The following is a 17,061-nucleotide window of genomic DNA, read 5'->3' on the forward strand; positions in this document are numbered from 1 at the left end:
CATGGGGAGCAGCCTAAGCGACGCACCAACGGGTGATCGCGTGATCCCGCCAAGTGAGCACACACGAAGTTCACGGCTCCCGGGCCGAATCGGTTCAGCGTTGTTGTTGCCGATCACGGCCGGATACGGAACGGTGTCGGAATCAATGGGGCCGCGAACGGGGGTTTGGCTTCGGCGCACGGTGGGTACTGAGCCGTCGGTCAGGAGCTAGCCCGTTCGGGTGAAGCCTCACGGACGCGGGCGGGAGTGCGGACACGGATGAATCTCTTCGAGTACATCTCGGACCGGGCGAGCAAGTTGTGGCTGGAGGCCTATCTGCACACCAGCCTGGTGGTGCAGTGCACGATCCTCGCGGCGGTACTGGGCGTGCTGATCGGGGTGGCGGTCTACCGCAGCCCGATCGGGGCGGCCGTGGCCACCGCGCTGGCCAGCACGATCCTGACGGTTCCGTCGTTCGCCCTGCTGGGCCTGCTGATCCCGATCTCCGGGCTCGGTCCGACAACCGCCGTCATCGCGCTGGTGCTGTACGGCCTGCTGCCGATCGTCCGGAACACCATCGTGGGGCTCGACGGCGTCGACCCGGCGATCACCGACGCCGCGCGCGGCATCGGGATGAGCCGCTTCGGTGTGCTCACCCGGGTCGAGCTGCGGCTGGCCTGGCCGGCGATCCTCACCGGGATGCGGGTCGCGACGCAGATGCTGATGGGCATCGCGGTGATCTCCGCCTACGCGAAGGGGCCCGGCTTCGGCGCCGAGGTCTTCTCCGGGCTCACGAACGCGGGGAGCACGAACTCCCTGAACCAAGCCGTCACCGGCACGGTCGGGGTGGTCATCCTGGCCCTGATCCTCGACGGCATCTACGTCCTGATCAAGCGCTTCACCATCTCGAGGGGTGTCCGTGGCTGAGAACGAGGAAGTCTCCGGCGTCGAAATCGAACTGGAGCACGTGACCAAGCGGTACCCCGGAACCCGCGAAGCGGCCGTCGAAGACTTCTCGATGGTCGTGCCCGCCGGGAAGATCGTCGTCTTCGTCGGCCCGTCCGGCTGCGGCAAGACGACCACGATGCGGATGATCAACCGGCTGGTCCAGCCGACGTCCGGCCGGATCACCATCGGCGGCGACGACGCGCTGAAGCTGGACGTCGACACCCTGCGCCGCCGGATCGGCTACGCCATCCAGCAGGCCGGGCTGTTCCCGCACTTCACCGTTTCGCAGAACATCGGGGTGGTGCCGGGCCTGCTCGGCTGGGACAAGAAGAAGGTCAACGACCGGGTCGAGGAGATGATGGACCTGGTCGGCCTCGACCCGTCCGACTTCCGCGACCGCTTCCCGCGCCAGCTCTCCGGTGGTCAGCAGCAGCGGGTCGGCGTCGCCCGCGCGCTCGCCGCGGACCCGCCGGTGCTGCTGATGGACGAGCCGTTCGGCGCGGTCGACCCGATCACCCGCGGCAACCTGCAGGACGAGCTGCTGCGGCTGCAGACCGAGCTGAAGAAGACGATCGTCTTCGTCACGCACGACTTCGACGAAGCCGTGAAGCTCGGCGACAAGATCGCGGTGCTGGGCAACCAGTCGTCGATCCTGCAGTACGACACACCCGAAGCGATCCTGGCGAACCCGGCCAACGACACGGTCGCGGGCTTCGTCGGCGCGGGCGCGTCGCTGAAGCAGCTGACGTTGCTGCGTGTCCGCGACGTCGAGCTCCAGCAGGACGCGCTGACGGCGACGGTCTCCGACGACCCGGCCGAGGTCCGCAAGAAGCTCGAAGACCAGCGCAAGCACTTCGCGCTGGTGCTCGACCAGCGCAACCGCCCGATCCGCTGGGCACACGTGCGCGAGCTGACGGCGTCGGCCTCGATGGCGACCGTCGGCCGGCCGCTGCGCGACATCGTCAGCCTGCAGTCGACGCTGCAGGACGCGCTCGAGGCGATGCTCGCCGAGGGCGGCTCGGTGCCGGTGACCGGCGCGCGCGGCGAGTACGCGGGCACCATCCAGCTGGACACCGTGATCGCGACCATCCAGCAGCTGCGTGAAGAGCACACGAACGGTGAGGAGGTGTCCGCATGACGGCTGCCGTCGATACCGGCTTTTCCACCGAATCCGGCTCCAAGCGCGCGGAACGCGTCCGGCTGTTCGCGCAGCCGGTCGTGGTGCTGGTGATCGTCGCCGTCACGCTGATCTGGGTGTTCTCCAGCGGCCTGACCGCGACCGAAAAGGAGACGCTCAACGCGTCTTCGCTGTTCACGGCCCTGGGTGACCACGTGCTGATGACGCTGGTGGTGACCGCGATCGTCGTCCTGGTGGCGGTGCCGCTCGGCGTGATCGTGACCCGGCCGTGGGCACGCTTCTTGGCGCCGATCTTCCTGGCCATCGCGAACATCGGCCAGGCCGCGCCCGCGCTCGGTGTGCTGGTGCTGTGGTTCATCGTCACCGGCGCGACCGGCGGGCTGTGGGTGGCGGCGCTGCCGCTGGCCTTCTACTCGCTGCTGCCGGTGCTGCGGAACACGATGGTCGGCATCCAGCAGGTCGACGAGTCGCTCATCGACGCGGGCCGCGGCATCGGGATGTCGGCGACGGCGGTGCTGTTCCGCGTCGAGATGCCGCTGGCCGTCCCGCTGATCCTGGCCGGCCTGCGCACCTCCCTGGTGCTGGCGGTCGGCACCGCGACGTTCGGCATGTTCGTCAACGCGGGTGGGTTCGGGCTGCTCATCGACACCGGCTACAAGCTGAACCTGACCTCGGTGCTGGTCACCGGTTCGGTGCTGGCCGTCGCGCTGGCGCTGCTGGTCGACTGGCTGGGCGCGGTCGCGGAACAGTTCTTCGGACCGAAGGGGCTGCGATGAAACTCCGCCGATTGAAGGCTCTCTTCGGGGTGGTGGTGCTGGGCGCGACGCTCTCGGCGTGCGGGCTGTCGCTCAATCCAGGGGTGCCGTACGACATCCAGCCGGGCTCGATCCAGCCGATCCCGTCGCTGCAGGGGCTGAAGGTGACGGTGGGGTCGAAGGACTTCACCGAGAACATCATCCTGGCGTACATGGCCGAGATGGCCCTGACGGCGGCCGGCGCGGACGTCGTCGACCTGTCGGACATCAAGGGGTCGAACTCGTCGCGGCAGGCGCTGCTGTCCGGGCAGACGGACGTCACGTGGGAGTACACCGGCACGGGCTGGATCAACTACCAGGGCAACGAGCTCCCGGTGCCCGGCGGGGAAAAGGCCCAGTACGACGCGACGGCCAAGGCGGACGAAGAGAAGTTCGGCGTCACCTGGTTGAACTACTCGCCGCTGAACGACCAGTACGCCTTCGCCGTCACCGAGGCCTACGGCGCGCAGAACAACCTGAAGACGACGTCGGACCTCGCGGCGTTCATCAAGCAGAAGCCGGACCAGGGGGTGTTCTGCCTGGAGACGGAGTTCACCAGCCGCCAGGACGGTTTCCCGGCCGCGGTGAAGGCCTACGGGTTCCAGAACCCGAAGATCGAGAACTTCGGCATCGGCACGATCTACTCGGCTGTCGCGGGCGGAACGTGCAAGGTCGGCGAGGTGTTCACCACCGACGGCCGGATCGCCGGGCTGAACCTTCGGGTGCTCGAGGACGACAAGAAGGCGTTCCCGCAGTACAACGCGGTGGCGACGCTGCGCACGGATTTCCTCAAAGCGCACCCGGACCTCCGCGGCCCGCTCGAGAAGGTCAGCGCGGCGATCACCAACGAGCAGATGGTCGAGCTCTGCAAGCGCGTCGACGTCGACGGTGAGGACCAGGGCAAGGTCGCCCACGACTGGATGGTCAAGAAGGGCTTCGTGAAGTAACGGCTCGCTCGAAGCAGCCCCCGATGCCTCGCATCGGGGGCTGCTTTCGGTTCCGGCTCAGATGCCCAGCCGGTGCAGCAGCTGGCCTTCCAGCCGCTCCAGCTCGCCGGCCACCGCCCGGTGGGCCGACTTCCGCCGGGCCGTCGGCATGCGCTCGGCCGCGCGGACCGTCGCCGACAGCTGCTCCAGGGTCCCGAGCGAATCCTTCGCGAACTCCTGGTCCGCCTTCGAAGCCTTGTCGGACTTCTGGAGGTCGCGGCAGCCCTCGGCCAGCCCCGCGATCCGGGCGTGCAGCCCCGCGCCGCGGCCGGTGTACTCGCCGAGCCGGTCGACCGCGACCCCGAGCTTGCGTGCCTGGTAGCGGTCGTACATTTCCCGCGCGGCACCCGCCGCGCGCACCGCGTACGGCGCGACCACCGGGATCATGGCCGGGCCCAGCACCTTGGCCACCGCGACCGCGTTCTTCGCCTTCTTGGGGGTGAATCGGCCTTCACCCTCGACCTTGGCCTTGCGCGCCATGGCACCTCCTGCGACGTGTCGAGGTCGAACTTACTGGTCGTGCACGTGGCGGGCATGTCGGCTCGGCGGTGGGTAACTAGAGTGATCTCCATGAAGGGCGAGGTGGTACTCGACGCGGGCGCGGTCAGCCGCTGCCGCCGCCGTGTGCACCTCGAACACGACCCGTCGATGCGCGAGGTTCCGCTGTCACCGCCGGACCCCACGGCGCAGCAGCGGATCGACGACGCGACCGCCCATCGCGAGGACATCGTCACCCGGCTCATGGCCGCCAACCCCGGCCACTGGGTGAAGATCGACCGCGGCCTCCCGGCCCACGAGCGTGTCGAGCTCACGGAAAGGGCTTTCGCGGCCGAGGCGCGCTACATCTGGGGTGCGCTGCTGCCGGTCGACCCGGCCGGGCACCGGCGTGGCGGCATCGACCTGCTCGTCCGCACCGGTCGCGGGTACGTCCCGGTGCTCGTGGTGCGCCACCGCATCACCGACCGCGGCGCCGGCGCGATCGTCACCGGGCCGACCGACCTCGACCCGGCGCGCCGCGCGGCCGACGAGGGCCGCAAGGTCCGGTCGCAGCCGCGTGACCAGCTGCGGCTCGTGCACATCCGCCGCATGCTGCAGACGCTCGGGCAGGCCGACGAAAGCCTCGTCCTCGGCGGCGTGATCGGCCTCGACGCCGACGTCGTCGTCTGGCACGACCTCACCGCGGGCACCTGGCCGGGCGGGCGCAGTGCGCTCACCGAGTACCAGGTCCGGTTCGCCGACCGGCTCGCCATCGCGAACGCGGCCGCGAACGGCGAGGAGCCGCTGGCCGAGCCGTCACGCGTGCTGGAGTGCCGCCGCTGCCCGTGGTGGCCGACGTGTGAAGAGCTGCTCAACGAGACCCGCGACGTCAGCCTCGTGGTCCGCGGCGAAGACGCGGTGGAGCTGCGCCGCGCCGGGGTGTCCACCGTGGACAAGCTGGCGGCGCTCGACCCGGCGGGCGAGGCGCCGCCGGTGAACTGGACGGGCGTCACTTTCCCGGACGCCGTGGTGCTCGCCCGCGCCTGGCTGGCCGACCTGACCCTGGTCCGCCGCGTCGGCCAGGTCGACGTCCCGCGTGCCGACGTCGAGGTCGACGTCGACATGGAGAGCTTCGGCGACGCCGGCGCGTACCTCTGGGGCTGCCTGCTGACCGGCGCCGACATCGGGCTGGAGCCGGGCTACCGCGCTTTCGCGACGTGGGACCCGCTGCCCACCGACGACGAAGCCCGCTCGTTCGCCGAGTTCTGGGCCTGGCTCACCGACGTCCGCGAGCGCACCGAAGCGGCCGGCCTGACCTTCCGCGCCTATTGCTACAACGCGCTGGCCGAGAACCGCTGGCTCTTCGGCTCCGTCGAGCGCTTCGGCGACCACCCGGGCATTCCCACGAAGAAGGCCATTCAGTCCTTTGTGGACTCCGAGGAGTGGGTCGACCTCTTCCGCAGTGTCACCGACCAGTTCCTCTGCTCCCACGGCAAGGGCCTGAAGGTGATCGCCCCGGTCGCCGGGTTCTCCTGGCGCGATCCGGAGGCGGGCGGTGAGGCGTCGATGCGCTGGTACCGCGACGCGGTGGGCATGGACGGCGAGACGCCGGACGACGGCCAGCGCGAGCGGCTGCTGCGTTACAACGAGGACGACGTCCTCGCGACGCAGGCGCTGCGCGAGTGGATCAGCACGCGGGCGCAGGCCGAAGTGCCGTTCATGTTCGACCTCTGAGGTAGTTCGTCGACTAAGACACTTGCCCACTGACGCGTTCTGCGTATACTCGTCTGCGAGTACTCGTGGACGAGGAGTGGGGATGAAACGGCGGAAGGTCGGCAATCTCCTGGGGCTGGCCGTGCTGTCCGTCGTGTTCGAGCGCCCCATGCACCCGTACGAAATGGCGGCCGTGCTCAAGCAGCGCGGCAAGGACGCCGACCTGCCGATCAAGTGGGGCTCGCTCTACACCGTGGTCGCGAACCTCGAAAAGCACGGCTTCGTCGAGGCCGTCGAGAGCGTTCGCGACGGCGGGCGCCCGGAGCGGACCGTCTACCGGATCACCCCGGCCGGGCGTGCGGAGTTCGAGGACTGGGTCCGCGAGCTCGTCGGCACGGTCGAACCGGAGCCCCCGCGGTTCCGGGCCGGGCTGTCGATGATGGGCGTGCTCGGCCCCGACCAGACGATCACCCTGCTGCGGCAGCGGATCGGGCAGCTCGACGACCGCGTCGAGGCGCAGCGGGCGACGCTCGACCAGCTGCGGCCGCTGATGCCGCGGCTGTTCCTGGTGGAGGTCGAGTACAACCTCGCGATGACCGAGGCCGAGGCGCGCTGGGCGCGGGCCTTCCTCGACGAGCTGACGAGCGGCGCCCTGCCCGGCATCGACGCGTGGCGCCGCTTTTACAAGACCGGCGAACTCCCGCCTGACCTGGGGGAGCTCGTGGAAAAAGAGGAATAGCACGGACCCCGGGTGGTGCTGGCACACCGCCCGGGGTCCTCGACCCCGAACCGAGCACGCCCGGTCACGAGGTGGCACCGGCAAGGATAACCGGGCGGCTCTTCGGTTCGGCTCACCCGAAGAGGAGAGATCCATGGAGACGACCCGCAAGCACAAAGTGCCCGAGATGGAGGGGTTCCAGGCCCGCTGGTACGCGAAGAACCGGGGGACCGAGGCGCAGCTCGCGCAGTACCGGCGGCAGGCGGCCGAAGTCGCGGCCGGGCTGGCGGAGGGCGCCGAGATCCTGGAAGTGGCGCCCGGCCCGGGCTTCTTCGCCGTCGAGCTGGCGAAGCTCGGCTTCCGCGTCACCGGGCTCGACATCAGCCACACGATGGTCGAGATCGCGCTCGAAGAGGCCCGGAAGGCCGGCGTGGAGATCGGTTTCCGGCAGGGGGACGTGACGCGGGCGCCGTTCGCGGCCGAGTCGTTCGACTTCGTGGTCTGCCAGGCCGCGTTCAAGAACTTCCGGCAGCCGGTGACGGCGCTGAACGAGATGCACCGGCTGCTGCGGCCGGGCGGGTTCGCGGTGATCCACGACCTGAACCACCAGGCCACCGGCGCGGACATCGGGCGCGAGGTGGCCAGGATGAACGTGGGCACGGTCAGCGGCTTCACCGTGCGGCAGACGCTCGGCTGGCTGCGGCGCCGCGCGTTCACCCCGGCGCAGTTCGAGGAGCTGGCCGCGGAAAGCGCGTTCGGCGGTTGCTCGGTGACCACCGACGGAATCGGCCTGGAAGTCCGCCTCACCCGTTGACCGCTGGGCGGCACTTTCCCCGGGAAAGTGCCGCCCCCGGCGTCAGCGCGGGGCCATCCGGAGCGAGCCGTCCATGCGGACGACCTCGCCGTTCAGGTAGTCGTGGGCGATGAGCGACAGCGCGAGCTGCGCGTACTCGTCCGGGCGCGCGAGGCGCTTCGGGAACGGGATGCCGGCGGCGAGCGACGCGCGGAACTCGTCGCTGACGGTGGCGAGCATCGGGGTGTCGACGATGCCCGGCGCGATGGTCAGCACACGGATGCCCTGCGAGGCCAGGTCACGGGCCGCGGGGAGCGTCATGCCGACCACGCCGCCCTTGGACGAGGCGTAGGCGACCTGCCCGATCTGGCCGTCGAAGGCGGCGATCGAAGCGGTGTTGATGATGACGCCGCGGGCGTCGTCCTCGAGGGGCTCGGTCTTCGCGATCGCCTCGGCCGCGACGGTCAGCACGTTGAACGTGCCGATCAGGTTGATCTGGATGACCTTCGCGTACAGCGCGAGGTCGTGGCGGCCCTTCTTGGACAGGATCCGCGCGGACGGCCCGATGCCGGCGCAGTTCACCACGGTCCGCAGCGGCGCCCCCGAGCCGGCCGCGGTCGCCACGGCGGCCTCGACCTGCTCGACGTCGGTCACGTCGGCTTCGACGTAGGTGATGCCGTCGATCTGCTCGGCCTTCTCGATCGACGGCGCCAGGTCGAGCGCGAACACCCGCGCGCCCTGGGCCGCGAGGGCCTTCGCCGTCGCGCCGCCGAGGCCGGACGCGCCCCCGGTGACGAGCGCCGCGGTGTCGGTGATCTGCATCGTTGCCGTTCCTTTCGCTGTGGTTCGCCGCCCCAGGTTAACGCTCGTTCGCACGGGCGATTCGTGTCTTCGCTCACCGCTTTCGGGCACGACTGCTCCCGTTAGCGCGGTGGTCACGTCGGGCTGTCACCTTCAGCACCATGACGCCAGCTCGGATCGTGGTGGTAGGAACTGGTTACGTCGGCTTGACCACGGGGGCCTGCCTGGCCAGCCTCGGTCATTACGTCACTTGCGTGGACGTCGACCGCGCGAAGGTGTCCCGGCTGGCCGCGGGCCGCGTGGACATCCTCGAACCAGGGCTGGCCGATCTGGTCACCCGCGGGCTCGCGGCCGGTCGCCTCCAGTTCGTTGTCGGCGCGCGGGAAGCGGTCCGCGACGCGGCCGCCGTGTTCCTTTGTGTGCCGACGCCGATGGGCGCCGGCGGCTCCGCGGACCTGCGCGCGGTCGAGGCGGTGACCGCCGAGATCGGTGACGTCCTGCCCGCCGGGTGCGCGCTGGTCACCAAGTCGACCGTGCCGGTCGGCACCTCGAAGCGGATCGAAGAGATGCTCGGCCGGACCGACGTGCCGGTGGTGTCGAACCCCGAGTTCCTCCGCGAGGGCACCGCGGTGGCGGACTTCCTGGGCCCGGACCGGATCGTCGTCGGCTCGGACGACCACGCCGCCGCGCAGTGGGTCGGCGAGCTGTACGCCGATCTCGCGGCGCCGGTCGTCGTCGCCGACGCGGCGAGCGCGGAGCTCGTGAAGTACGCCGCGAACTGCTACCTCGCGCTGAAGCTGTCCTACGTCAACTCGATCGCCGAGCTGTGCGAGCGGCTCGGCGCGGACATCAACCTCGTCACCGAGGGCATGGGCCACGACCGCCGGATCGGCCGGACGTTCCTCAAGCCGGGCCCGGGCTGGGGCGGCTCCTGCCTGCCGAAGGACACCAGCGCGCTGGTCAAGGTGGCCGAATCGGTCAACTACGACTTCAAGATGCTGACCTCGGCCATCGACGAGAACATCGCCCAGCGCGACCGGATCGTCGCGAAGATCGCCGGCGCGGTCGGCGGCACGCTGGCCGGCGCCCGGATCGGCGTGCTGGGCCTGGCCTTCAAGGCGGGCACCAACGACCTGCGTGACTCACCCGCGCTCGCCGTCTCCTCGGTGCTGTGCGCGCTGGGCGCCGAGCTGATCGCCTACGACCCGGCCGTCGACGGCGAAATCGACGGGATGACCGTGGTCGACGACGCCTACCAGGTGGCGAAGGACGCGGACGCCGTTGTGGTGCTGACCGAGTGGGCCGAGTTCAAGCACCTCGACTGGCGCATGATGGCCGAGCTGATGGAGGGCATCGACGTCGTCGACACGCGGAACCTGCTGGACCCGCGGGTGATCGTCGAGGCCGGGCTGTCCTGGCAGGGTGTCGGGCGGGCGCGGGCGGCGGCGCGGATCAAGGTTTCCTGACGCCGGTTCGCTCGCTAGGATGATCGGCACGGCATCGCGTGTCGGTCACCGGCTGGGTGAGGCATGGAGGTGGCGGGAGTGCCCCGGAGGCATTTCACCCGTGTCAGTATCCGTTTCCGTTGAATTGAACCATCTGATCGTCCCGTCCCGGAACAACCGGGAATCCGCCGAATTCCTGGCGAACCTGCTCGGCCTCGAGGTCGGGGAGGAATGGGGCCCGTTCATCCCGGTCGAGGTCCGCAACGGCGTCCGCCTGGACTTCGCGACCATCCCCGAGCAGGACCTTCGCCTGCAGCACTACTGCTTCTTGATCCCGGAGGACGACTTCGACGCCGTGTTCGCGCGGCTCGTCGAAACGGGCGTGACCTATCACGCCGATCCGATGGGAAAGCAGGTCGGCGAAATCAACCACAACCACGGCGGCCGTGGTGTCTACTTCCTCGATCCCGGCGGGAACGGGATGGAAATCATCACGCAGCCGTACGAGCCGGAGCGGCGTCGGCCCGCATCCTGGTAGAAGTTCCTTAGCAATGCGTACCATCTAGGCATGTTCACGACGAGGCCGGAGCTGGCCGGCACCTTCGGGATGGTGGCGTCGACACACTGGCTGGCTTCGGCCACCGGGATGGCGGTGCTGGAAGACGGCGGCAACGCGTTCGACGCGGCGGTCGCCGCCGGGTTCGTCCTGCAGGTCGCCGAACCGCACCTGTGCGGGCCGGCGGGCCAGGTCCCCGGCCTCTTCGTGACGGCGGACGATCCGACCCCGCGGGCGCTGGCCGGCCAAGGCCCGTCGCCCGCGGGGGCCACGCCGGAGCACTTCGCGTCGCTCGGGCTGGACCTCATCCCGGGCAGCGGCCTGCTCCCGGCGACGGTCCCGGGCGCCTGGGACGGCTGGCTCCTGCTGCTCCGCGACCACGGCACGAAGTCGCTTCGCTCGGTGCTGTCGTACGCGATCGGCTACGCGCGCAACGGCGTCCCGCTGGTGTCGCGGGTGGGGGACACGATCCGCGCCGTCTCGCGACTGTTCACCGAGCACTGGCCGACGTCGGCGGCGCTCTGGATGCCGGACGGCAAGCCGGCTTCGGGTCTGCACCGGAACCCGGTCCTGGCGGACACCTGGGAGCGTCTCCTGCGCGAAGCGGAGGCCGTCTCGGGTCGCGAAGCGCAGATCGAGGCCGGACGTCGTGCCTGGTCACAGGGTTTTGTCGCCGAAGCGATCGACGAGTTCAGCCGGACGGCGTTCCGCGACGACTCCGGCCGCGACCACGCGGGCCTGCTCACCGGCGACGACCTGGCGTCGTGGTCGGCGACGTACGAGGACCCGGCTTTTGTCGACGTCGACGACTGGCGCCTGGTCAAGATGGGCGGCTGGACGCAGGGGCCGGCGCTGCTGCAGCAGGCGCTGCTGATGCACGGCTTCCGCGACGAGCTGTCCTTTGTGGACGGAGTGGCGTCGGAGCGCACGGTGCACTTGGCGGTCGAGGCGGCGAAGCTGGCCTTCGCGGACCGCGAGGCGTGGTACGGCGACACCGACGTGCCGCTGGACGTGCTGCTTTCCGCGTCATATACGGATTCCCGGCGTGCCCTGATCACCGACACGGCGTCCGCGGAGCTTCGCCCCGGGGACGCCCGCGGCCCGGCGCGGCTCCCGGCGATCCTGGATTCGCTGCAGGGCGTGCAGGCCGAGGGGGGCGCGACGGGCGAGCCGACGGTCGGCCCCCAGGGCGAAACCCGCGGCGACACGGTCCACCTGGACGTCGTCGACGCGGCGGGCAACCTGGTGTCACTGACACCGTCCGGCGGCTGGCTGCAGTCGAGCCCGACGATCCCGTCGCTGGGCTTCTGCCTCGATTCGCGAGGGCAGATGTTCTGGCTGGAGCAGGGCCTGCCGAACTCCCTGGCGCCGCGCAAGCGCCCGCGGATCACGCTGTCACCGTCACTCGCCCTGCGCGACGGCGTCCCGACGCTGGCCTTCGGCACGCCCGGCGGCGACCAGCAGGACCAGTGGCAGGCGTGCTTCTGGCTGGCCCACGTGTACGGCGGCCTGAACCTCCAGGAGTCGATCGACGCCCCGGCCTGGCACACGACGGCCTTCCCGAGCTCCTTCTACCCGCGCTCGTGGAACCCGCGCGAGCTGGTGGTGGAGTCGCGCCTGGGAGCGTCCACTTTGGACGCACTCCGGGAGCGCGGCCACTCGCTGATCGACGCGGGCGACTGGGCACTGGGCCGCTTGTCGGCGGTCTCCCGCTCCGAAGGTCTGCTTCGCGCGGCGGCCAACGCACGCGGCATGCAGGGCTACGCGGCGGGCCGCTAGAGAACGTGGGATGTCAGCGTGGATTCCACGATCGCGCGGGCGCATCAGCATGCCGCGGTGCGCGGAAAAGGGGATCTGCAGGCCGAACCGCCGGGCGGGGTCACCGTCGAGCCTGGTGATCACGCGTTGGGTCGCTATGACAAGTTCGCCGTCCGCTACGAAGCCACCGCCCAGATCGCAGCCATCAACGAATGGCTCTAATCGACTTCGATACAGGGCCTAGAGCGTCAGCGAGGCCCAGCCACCGCCCTCGGCGAGCAGTGTCCGCACACTGTCGGCGTGCTCGGCGAAGCCGGCGAGATCGCTGTGCAGCAGGGCGAGCCGCTCCCCGTCGAGGGGTGCGGTGTCGCCCCGCCACAGCTCACAGATCCAGCTGGCGGCCATGTGCACCGACGCGATGAGCCCGGCCACGTCGGCCTGGTCGCGCCCACCCGCGGCCAGGTAGTCGGCGAGGATCGTGGTGCCGGCCTTGACCAGCTCCAGCAGTCCCCGCACGGCTTCGTCGGGAGTGCCGTCCCAGTCCGGCCGGGGCCACGCCGACGAGCCGAGTTCGAGCCACAACCGCCAGCCCGCGGTCAGCTCGTCGTGGTCACGTGGCGTCCATTGCCCGGCCATGCCCTCGAGTGTGCGCCTGCTCGACGGCCCCGGCGGATGGGATTCCTCACTTTGCGGGGCGCTCCCAGAGCCAGAACTCGATGCCCTGGTTGTCCGTGCAGTCGGCGGTGTTGCCGTACGGGTGGTTCTCGACCTCGCCCGGCCGGCCGCCCTGCTCGCCGACCCGCGTCAAAGCCGCGGCGAGGTCGTCGACCGCGTACATCAGCTTCCAGCCGACCTGACGGTCGCCGGCCCACAGGCCGCCTTCCAAGCCCGGGCCCGAGAACGACCACGCGTCCGAGACCGAGCCCGGCGTGAACTCCCAGCCCAGCACCGCGCCGTAGAACGTCTTTGCGGGCTCGGCTTCCGGGACCTGGAACGTGAAGTACATGGCCTCGCCCGGCTTCGACGCCGGCGCCGGCTTGGGTGTCGCCTGCGAGACCAGCCAGCGCTGGCCGAACGGGTCGCGGAACGAGCCGCCCCGGCCGTACGGCGAATCGCTCACCGCGCGGATCAGCGTCGAGCCCAGCTCCAGCGCCCGGGTCACGCTGACGTCCGCGTCCGGCACCTCCACCCGCACCGACGCGCCGCCGTTCTGCGGTGCGACGTGCCCGATCTCCGGGTACTCCTCGGCGAGCATCAGCACCGCGTCGCCGATGGCCAGCTCGGCGTGCCCGATGCGGCCGTCGTCCATGAGGATCGGCTCGCCGCGGCGGGTCGCGCCGAAGACGTCGACGTAGAAGTCGAGTGCGGCCCGCGCGTCGGACACAGCGAGGTAGGGCGTCAGCGAGCGCAGTTCGGCGGTGGTCGCCGGTGTCTCGGTGGTGGTCATATCGGCTCCGTTCAAGATGGCGCGACGCAGGTTGTCACGCAGTTCGGCGGCGAAGTCCGGGTCGGGGGCGACCCGCGCGGAGGGACGGCGAAGCGCGTCGAAAGGCTCAGGCATCGCGACCCTCCTTCTCTTCGTAGGCACGCCGGAACGCGGCACGGGCCCGCACGAGCAACGCCTCGGTGGCGTGCACGCTGCGGCCCAGGTGGCCGGCGACCTCGGGCACCCCGAGGCCGTCGACGTAACGCAGGGTCAGCGCGGCTTGGTGGTGTGGCCCGAGGGATCCGAGCACCTGTCTCGCGCGCAGGGCGTCGAGCCGCTCGTCCCACGGGTCGTCGACGTCCGGCTCGCTGTCGTGCACCAGCCGCAGCCCGCGTTCCTCACGTTCCTTGCGCCGCCAGTGGTCGGCGAGCTTGTGCCGGGCGACGCCGATCAGCCACCCGGTGCTCACTGGAGGTGCGTACTCCTTGCGACAGGCAGCGACCGCCCCGAGGAACGTCTCGGACGTCAGCTCCTCGGCGAGCGTGCGGTCACCACACCGGGACAGCAGGTACCCGTAGACCTCCGGCAGCGCGGTCTCGTAGAGCCCGAGCAGCGCGAAGGCCGGGTCCGGTCGTACCCGAGGTTCCGTCACACCCTCATCGTCGCTTGGCGGCCACCTTTTCCGACGGGTGAACCTTGCCTTTTTTCGGCGGCCAGTTCACCCGGATGGTGACAACGTGGTCACGCCGCCCGGGAAACAGCCGGTAGACGCTGACCACGAACGTCCCCGGCCGCGCCCGCTTCCGGGACAGGTAGTCGTGCGCACAGGCGGTGCCGTACCGGACGGTCCACCCCTGGTAACGCTCACTGCGGTGCTCCAGGACGAACCCCATGTCGTCGACGAGCTCGGTGTACTCGTGCACCCGCCCGTCCTCGACCTCGCGCCGGTATTCGAGCTCGTGGGGATAGCCGTACCTGTCCATGACCTGCAGGTTCTCGATACAAGTCAGCACGACGCGGCCTGCACACGGGAATCCCACTTCGGACCGCCCGGCCTACGATTCGTGGTTGATCAACAGCGAGGGGTGACCACCATGGATCGGCCGAGCAAGCCGAACTACCGGCGACGCCAGCTCGGCCGCACCCTGCGCAAGTTACGCGAGGCGGCCGGGCTCAGCCAAGAGGACGCGGGCCGCCCGCTGCGGTTCTCGACCTCGAAGCTGAGCCGGATCGAGCAGGGCTACATCCCGGGCTACAACGACTTCCTCGCGCTCCTCGACCGCTACGGGATCATCGCCTCGGACTACGACGAGTACGTGCGGATGTTCGACTACGCCAAGGAGAAGGGCTGGTGGCACGCCTTCGGGTTGAGCGATCGCGGTTTTGTGAGCGTGGAAGCCGAGGCTTCCTGGATCCGGAACTACCAGCTCGGATTCGTGCCGGGCCTGCTGCAGACCGAGGAGTACATGCGCGCCACCTTCGCCGGTGCGCGCGATTCGTTCGAGGGCGCCGATCTGGAAAACCAGATCAAGGTTCGCTTGCGCCGCCAGCTTCGCCTGACCGAGGCGCCGCTGCTGAAGCTGCATGCGGTGATCGACGAGTCCGTGATCCGGCGCGAGCCGTGCGATGCCGCGCAGTTGCGCCGCCTGCTCGAAGTCGGTGAGCTGCCGAACGTCGATCTGCAGGTGCTGCCGCGGATGATCGGATCCCACGATGGGCTGTACAGCAACTTCATCATCGCGGGCTTCCCGGACAAAGCCGAGCCCGACTTGGCCTACGTTCCCTACGGCTTCGGCGCGCTTCAGATCGAAAAGGAAGCGGAGGTGAGCGCTGCTAGGCTGATTTTCGACCATCTCGCCGACCTGGCGCTGGACGAAGAAGACTCGCGCGCTTGCATCGCGGGGATGATCGCCGAGATGTAATCCCTAGCGAGAGGCGTGCATCGTGGACTGGCGGAAGAGCAGCTACAGCGGTGGCGCCAACAACGATGACTGCGTCGAGGTGGCTTTCGGTGAAACCGTGGCCGCCCGGGACTCGAAAGCCCCCGCGGCCGGCGCACTCGAAGTGCCACCGGCCGCTTGGCTCGCCTTCACGGCTCAGCTCACACCCGAGGGTCCGGCAACCGCCGCGCGGTGACCGCGACCACCGTCGCCAGCAGCGCCACCACCCCGATCACCAGCGCAAACGCATCCCGGGTCCCGATTGAACCCGAAAGCGCCGCATACAAGCTCCCCAGCGTCGCCACACCCAGCGCCAGCGACGTCTGCTGATTAGTCGTCATCACGCCCGACCCGACCCCGGCCAGATCCGTCGGCACATGCGACAGCACGATCCGGAACAACGTCGTCATCGCCAGTGCGTTCCCCACGCCGATCGCCACCATCGACGGTGCCAGATCAAGCAGGGTCAGGTGCGGCCACTCCGACAGCGTGGTGCACAGCAGCGCCACCATCCCGATCGCCGTGATCGCGCCGCCGACCGGCACCACCTTCTGGCCGTACCGTGCCACCAACCTGCTGCTCAGCATCGACACCGTGAAGTACGCGACCGCCAGCGGCGTCAGCACCGCGCCCGCGCCGAGCGGGCCGAAGTGCAGGCCCTCCTGCAGCGTCATCGCGAACACGAACATGAACGAGCCGAACGCGGCGAAGAACGGGATCGCCACCATCAGCCCGCTCCGGACACTCGGCAGGCGCATCACCGACGGCGGCAGCAGCGGCGTCCCGCCGATTCGCTCCAGCCGCCGTTCCACGTGCACAAAAGCCGCGGCCGAAACCGGCGACAGCGCCAGCAGCACGATCGACCACACCGGCCAGCCCAGCGCCCGGCCCTCCATCAGCGGGACCAGCAACGACAGCAGCGTGGTCGCCAGCAGCGCCGTGCCGAGGCGGTCGACCCCCAGCGGGTTGTGCGCGCGGCTCTCCGGCAGGCGGCGGGCCATCACCAGCACCACCAGGCCGATGGGCACGTTCACCAGGAAGATGGGCCGCCAGCCGGTGCCCCACAGGTCCGCCGCCACCAGGCCGCCGCCGAGGAGCTGGCCGACGACCGTCGAGAGGCCGCCCGTTGCGCCGTAGAGGCCCAATGCGCGTGAACGCTCTTCGCCGGCCGTTGTCGCCTGGATGATCGAGAGCACCTGCGGCAGCAGCAACGCCGACGCCGCCCCCTGTGCGGCGCGGGCGATCACCAGCGTCGTCGCCGTCGGGGCGATTCCGCAGGCCAGGGACGTCAGCGTGAACAGCCACAGTCCCGCGAAGAACAGCCGTCGGCGGCCGAACGAGTCGCCGAGGCGGCCGCCGACCACCAGCAGCACCGCGTACGCGATGCCGTAAGCGGCCACCACCATCTCCAACGTCGCGGTGGACGCGTGGAGGTCGGCATCGATCGTCGGCAGCGCGACGTTGACGATGAAGAAGTCGATGATCGGCAGTGCCGCCCCCAGCAGCACGGTGACCAGGCCGGCGGGGGTCAGTCCCGGCCGGGCAGGGGCGCCGGGGGTATTCGGCGCGAGTTCAGTCGTGGTCATGAG

General features: G+C 69.8%; 20 protein-coding genes. 13 read left to right on the plus strand and 7 right to left on the minus strand.

Annotation, left to right across the window (positions count from 1 at the left end; translation table 11 throughout):
• The first annotated feature begins 258 nt into the window (after nt 1-258).
• The 4 genes from ACIA5G_RS00385 to ACIA5G_RS00400 are packed head-to-tail and all read left to right on the plus strand — an operon-like array spanning nt 259 to nt 3,806.
• Nucleotides 259-906, plus strand: a complete 648-nt coding sequence (locus tag ACIA5G_RS00385) for an ABC transporter permease (protein ID WP_395920070.1) — start codon at nt 259-261, stop codon at nt 904-906.
• A complete protein-coding gene (locus ACIA5G_RS00390) occupies nt 899-2,065 on the plus strand; it encodes an ABC transporter ATP-binding protein (RefSeq protein WP_395920071.1) in 1,167 nt (388 codons plus the stop codon). The genes ACIA5G_RS00385 and ACIA5G_RS00390 overlap by 8 nt, the downstream gene beginning before the upstream one ends.
• Nucleotides 2,062-2,841, plus strand: a complete 780-nt coding sequence (locus ACIA5G_RS00395) for an ABC transporter permease (protein ID WP_395920072.1) — start codon at nt 2,062-2,064, stop codon at nt 2,839-2,841. Before ACIA5G_RS00390 ends, ACIA5G_RS00395 begins: the two co-directional genes overlap by 4 nt.
• Nucleotides 2,838-3,806, plus strand: a complete 969-nt coding sequence (locus ACIA5G_RS00400) for a glycine betaine ABC transporter substrate-binding protein (protein ID WP_395920073.1) — start codon at nt 2,838-2,840, stop codon at nt 3,804-3,806. The genes ACIA5G_RS00395 and ACIA5G_RS00400 overlap by 4 nt, the downstream gene beginning before the upstream one ends.
• A gap of 57 nt (nt 3,807-3,863) precedes the next feature.
• Here ACIA5G_RS00400 and ACIA5G_RS00405 read toward each other — a convergent pair whose 3' ends face one another.
• Nucleotides 3,864-4,325 carry a DUF6474 family protein gene (locus ACIA5G_RS00405; RefSeq protein ID WP_395920074.1) on the minus strand — a complete coding sequence of 154 codons (462 nt, stop codon included), beginning with the start codon at nt 4,323-4,325 and terminating at the stop codon, nt 3,864-3,866.
• A gap of 90 nt (nt 4,326-4,415) precedes the next feature.
• Between ACIA5G_RS00405 and ACIA5G_RS00410 the strand changes: the two genes are divergently transcribed.
• From ACIA5G_RS00410 to ACIA5G_RS00420, 3 genes are all read left to right on the plus strand, one after another.
• A complete protein-coding gene (locus ACIA5G_RS00410) occupies nt 4,416-6,056 on the plus strand; it encodes a TM0106 family RecB-like putative nuclease (protein ID WP_395920075.1) in 1,641 nt (546 codons plus the stop codon).
• 82 nt (nt 6,057-6,138) lie between these two features.
• Entirely contained in the window at nt 6,139-6,774 is a 636-nt protein-coding gene (locus ACIA5G_RS00415; RefSeq protein WP_395920076.1) for a helix-turn-helix transcriptional regulator, read from the plus strand.
• Nucleotides 6,775-6,907: 133 nt separating this feature from the next.
• The gene (locus ACIA5G_RS00420; RefSeq protein ID WP_395920077.1) at nt 6,908-7,567 is read left to right on the plus strand and encodes a class I SAM-dependent methyltransferase; all 660 of its coding nucleotides are present in this window, start codon (nt 6,908-6,910) and stop codon (nt 7,565-7,567) included.
• A gap of 42 nt (nt 7,568-7,609) precedes the next feature.
• Here ACIA5G_RS00420 and ACIA5G_RS00425 read toward each other — a convergent pair whose 3' ends face one another.
• Nucleotides 7,610-8,368, minus strand: coding sequence for an SDR family NAD(P)-dependent oxidoreductase (locus ACIA5G_RS00425; protein ID WP_395920078.1), 759 nt, complete (start codon nt 8,366-8,368; stop codon nt 7,610-7,612).
• Nucleotides 8,369-8,508: 140 nt separating this feature from the next.
• Between ACIA5G_RS00425 and ACIA5G_RS00430 the strand changes: the two genes are divergently transcribed.
• From ACIA5G_RS00430 to ACIA5G_RS00445, 4 genes are read left to right on the plus strand one after another with little or no spacing between them, the layout of a single operon-like run.
• A complete protein-coding gene (locus tag ACIA5G_RS00430; protein ID WP_395920079.1) occupies nt 8,509-9,813 on the plus strand; it encodes a UDP-glucose dehydrogenase family protein in 1,305 nt (434 codons plus the stop codon).
• 19 nt (nt 9,814-9,832) lie between these two features.
• Nucleotides 9,833-10,330, plus strand: coding sequence for a VOC family protein (locus tag ACIA5G_RS00435; protein WP_395920080.1), 498 nt, complete (start codon nt 9,833-9,835; stop codon nt 10,328-10,330).
• Nucleotides 10,331-10,360: 30 nt separating this feature from the next.
• Entirely contained in the window at nt 10,361-12,127 is a 1,767-nt protein-coding gene (locus tag ACIA5G_RS00440) for a gamma-glutamyltransferase family protein (protein WP_395920081.1), read from the plus strand.
• A gap of 18 nt (nt 12,128-12,145) precedes the next feature.
• Nucleotides 12,146-12,328, plus strand: coding sequence for a hypothetical protein (locus ACIA5G_RS00445; protein WP_395920082.1), 183 nt, complete (start codon nt 12,146-12,148; stop codon nt 12,326-12,328).
• Between the two features lie 18 nt (nt 12,329-12,346).
• On the opposite strand, the gene ACIA5G_RS00450 is transcribed toward ACIA5G_RS00445, so the two are convergent.
• The 4 genes from ACIA5G_RS00450 to ACIA5G_RS00465 are packed head-to-tail and all read right to left on the minus strand — an operon-like array spanning nt 12,347 to nt 14,515.
• Nucleotides 12,347-12,742 (minus strand): hypothetical protein, encoded by a 396-nt coding sequence (locus ACIA5G_RS00450; protein WP_395920083.1) that lies wholly within the window; start codon nt 12,740-12,742, stop codon nt 12,347-12,349.
• A gap of 46 nt (nt 12,743-12,788) precedes the next feature.
• A complete protein-coding gene (locus ACIA5G_RS00455) occupies nt 12,789-13,667 on the minus strand; it encodes a VOC family protein (RefSeq protein ID WP_395920084.1) in 879 nt (292 codons plus the stop codon).
• Nucleotides 13,660-14,184 (minus strand): RNA polymerase sigma factor, encoded by a 525-nt coding sequence (locus ACIA5G_RS00460; RefSeq protein WP_395920085.1) that lies wholly within the window; start codon nt 14,182-14,184, stop codon nt 13,660-13,662. Before ACIA5G_RS00460 ends, ACIA5G_RS00455 begins: the two co-directional genes overlap by 8 nt.
• A 4-nt stretch (nt 14,185-14,188) precedes the next feature.
• A complete protein-coding gene (locus tag ACIA5G_RS00465; RefSeq protein ID WP_395920086.1) occupies nt 14,189-14,515 on the minus strand; it encodes a hypothetical protein in 327 nt (108 codons plus the stop codon).
• Nucleotides 14,516-14,626: 111 nt separating this feature from the next.
• Here ACIA5G_RS00465 and ACIA5G_RS00470 point away from each other — a divergent pair, with 111 nt between their 5' ends.
• Together ACIA5G_RS00470 and ACIA5G_RS00475 are read left to right on the plus strand one after the other, a co-directional pair.
• Nucleotides 14,627-15,454 (plus strand): helix-turn-helix domain-containing protein, encoded by an 828-nt coding sequence (locus ACIA5G_RS00470; RefSeq protein WP_395921831.1) that lies wholly within the window; start codon nt 14,627-14,629, stop codon nt 15,452-15,454.
• 22 nt (nt 15,455-15,476) lie between these two features.
• On the plus strand, nt 15,477-15,668 hold the full coding sequence (locus tag ACIA5G_RS00475) for a DUF397 domain-containing protein (RefSeq protein WP_395920087.1): 192 nt from the start codon (nt 15,477-15,479) through the stop codon (nt 15,666-15,668).
• On the opposite strand, the gene ACIA5G_RS00480 is transcribed toward ACIA5G_RS00475, so the two are convergent.
• Complete coding sequence (locus tag ACIA5G_RS00480; RefSeq protein WP_395920088.1) at nt 15,634-17,058, minus strand: MFS transporter; 1,425 nt, start codon at nt 17,056-17,058, stop codon at nt 15,634-15,636. The genes ACIA5G_RS00475 and ACIA5G_RS00480 overlap by 35 nt on opposite strands.
• Nucleotides 17,059-17,061: the final 3 nt, after the last annotated feature.

The sequence above is a fragment of the Amycolatopsis sp. NPDC051758 genome, assembly GCF_044453095.1.
In the GTDB taxonomy this organism is placed as follows: domain Bacteria; phylum Actinomycetota; class Actinomycetes; order Mycobacteriales; family Pseudonocardiaceae; genus Amycolatopsis.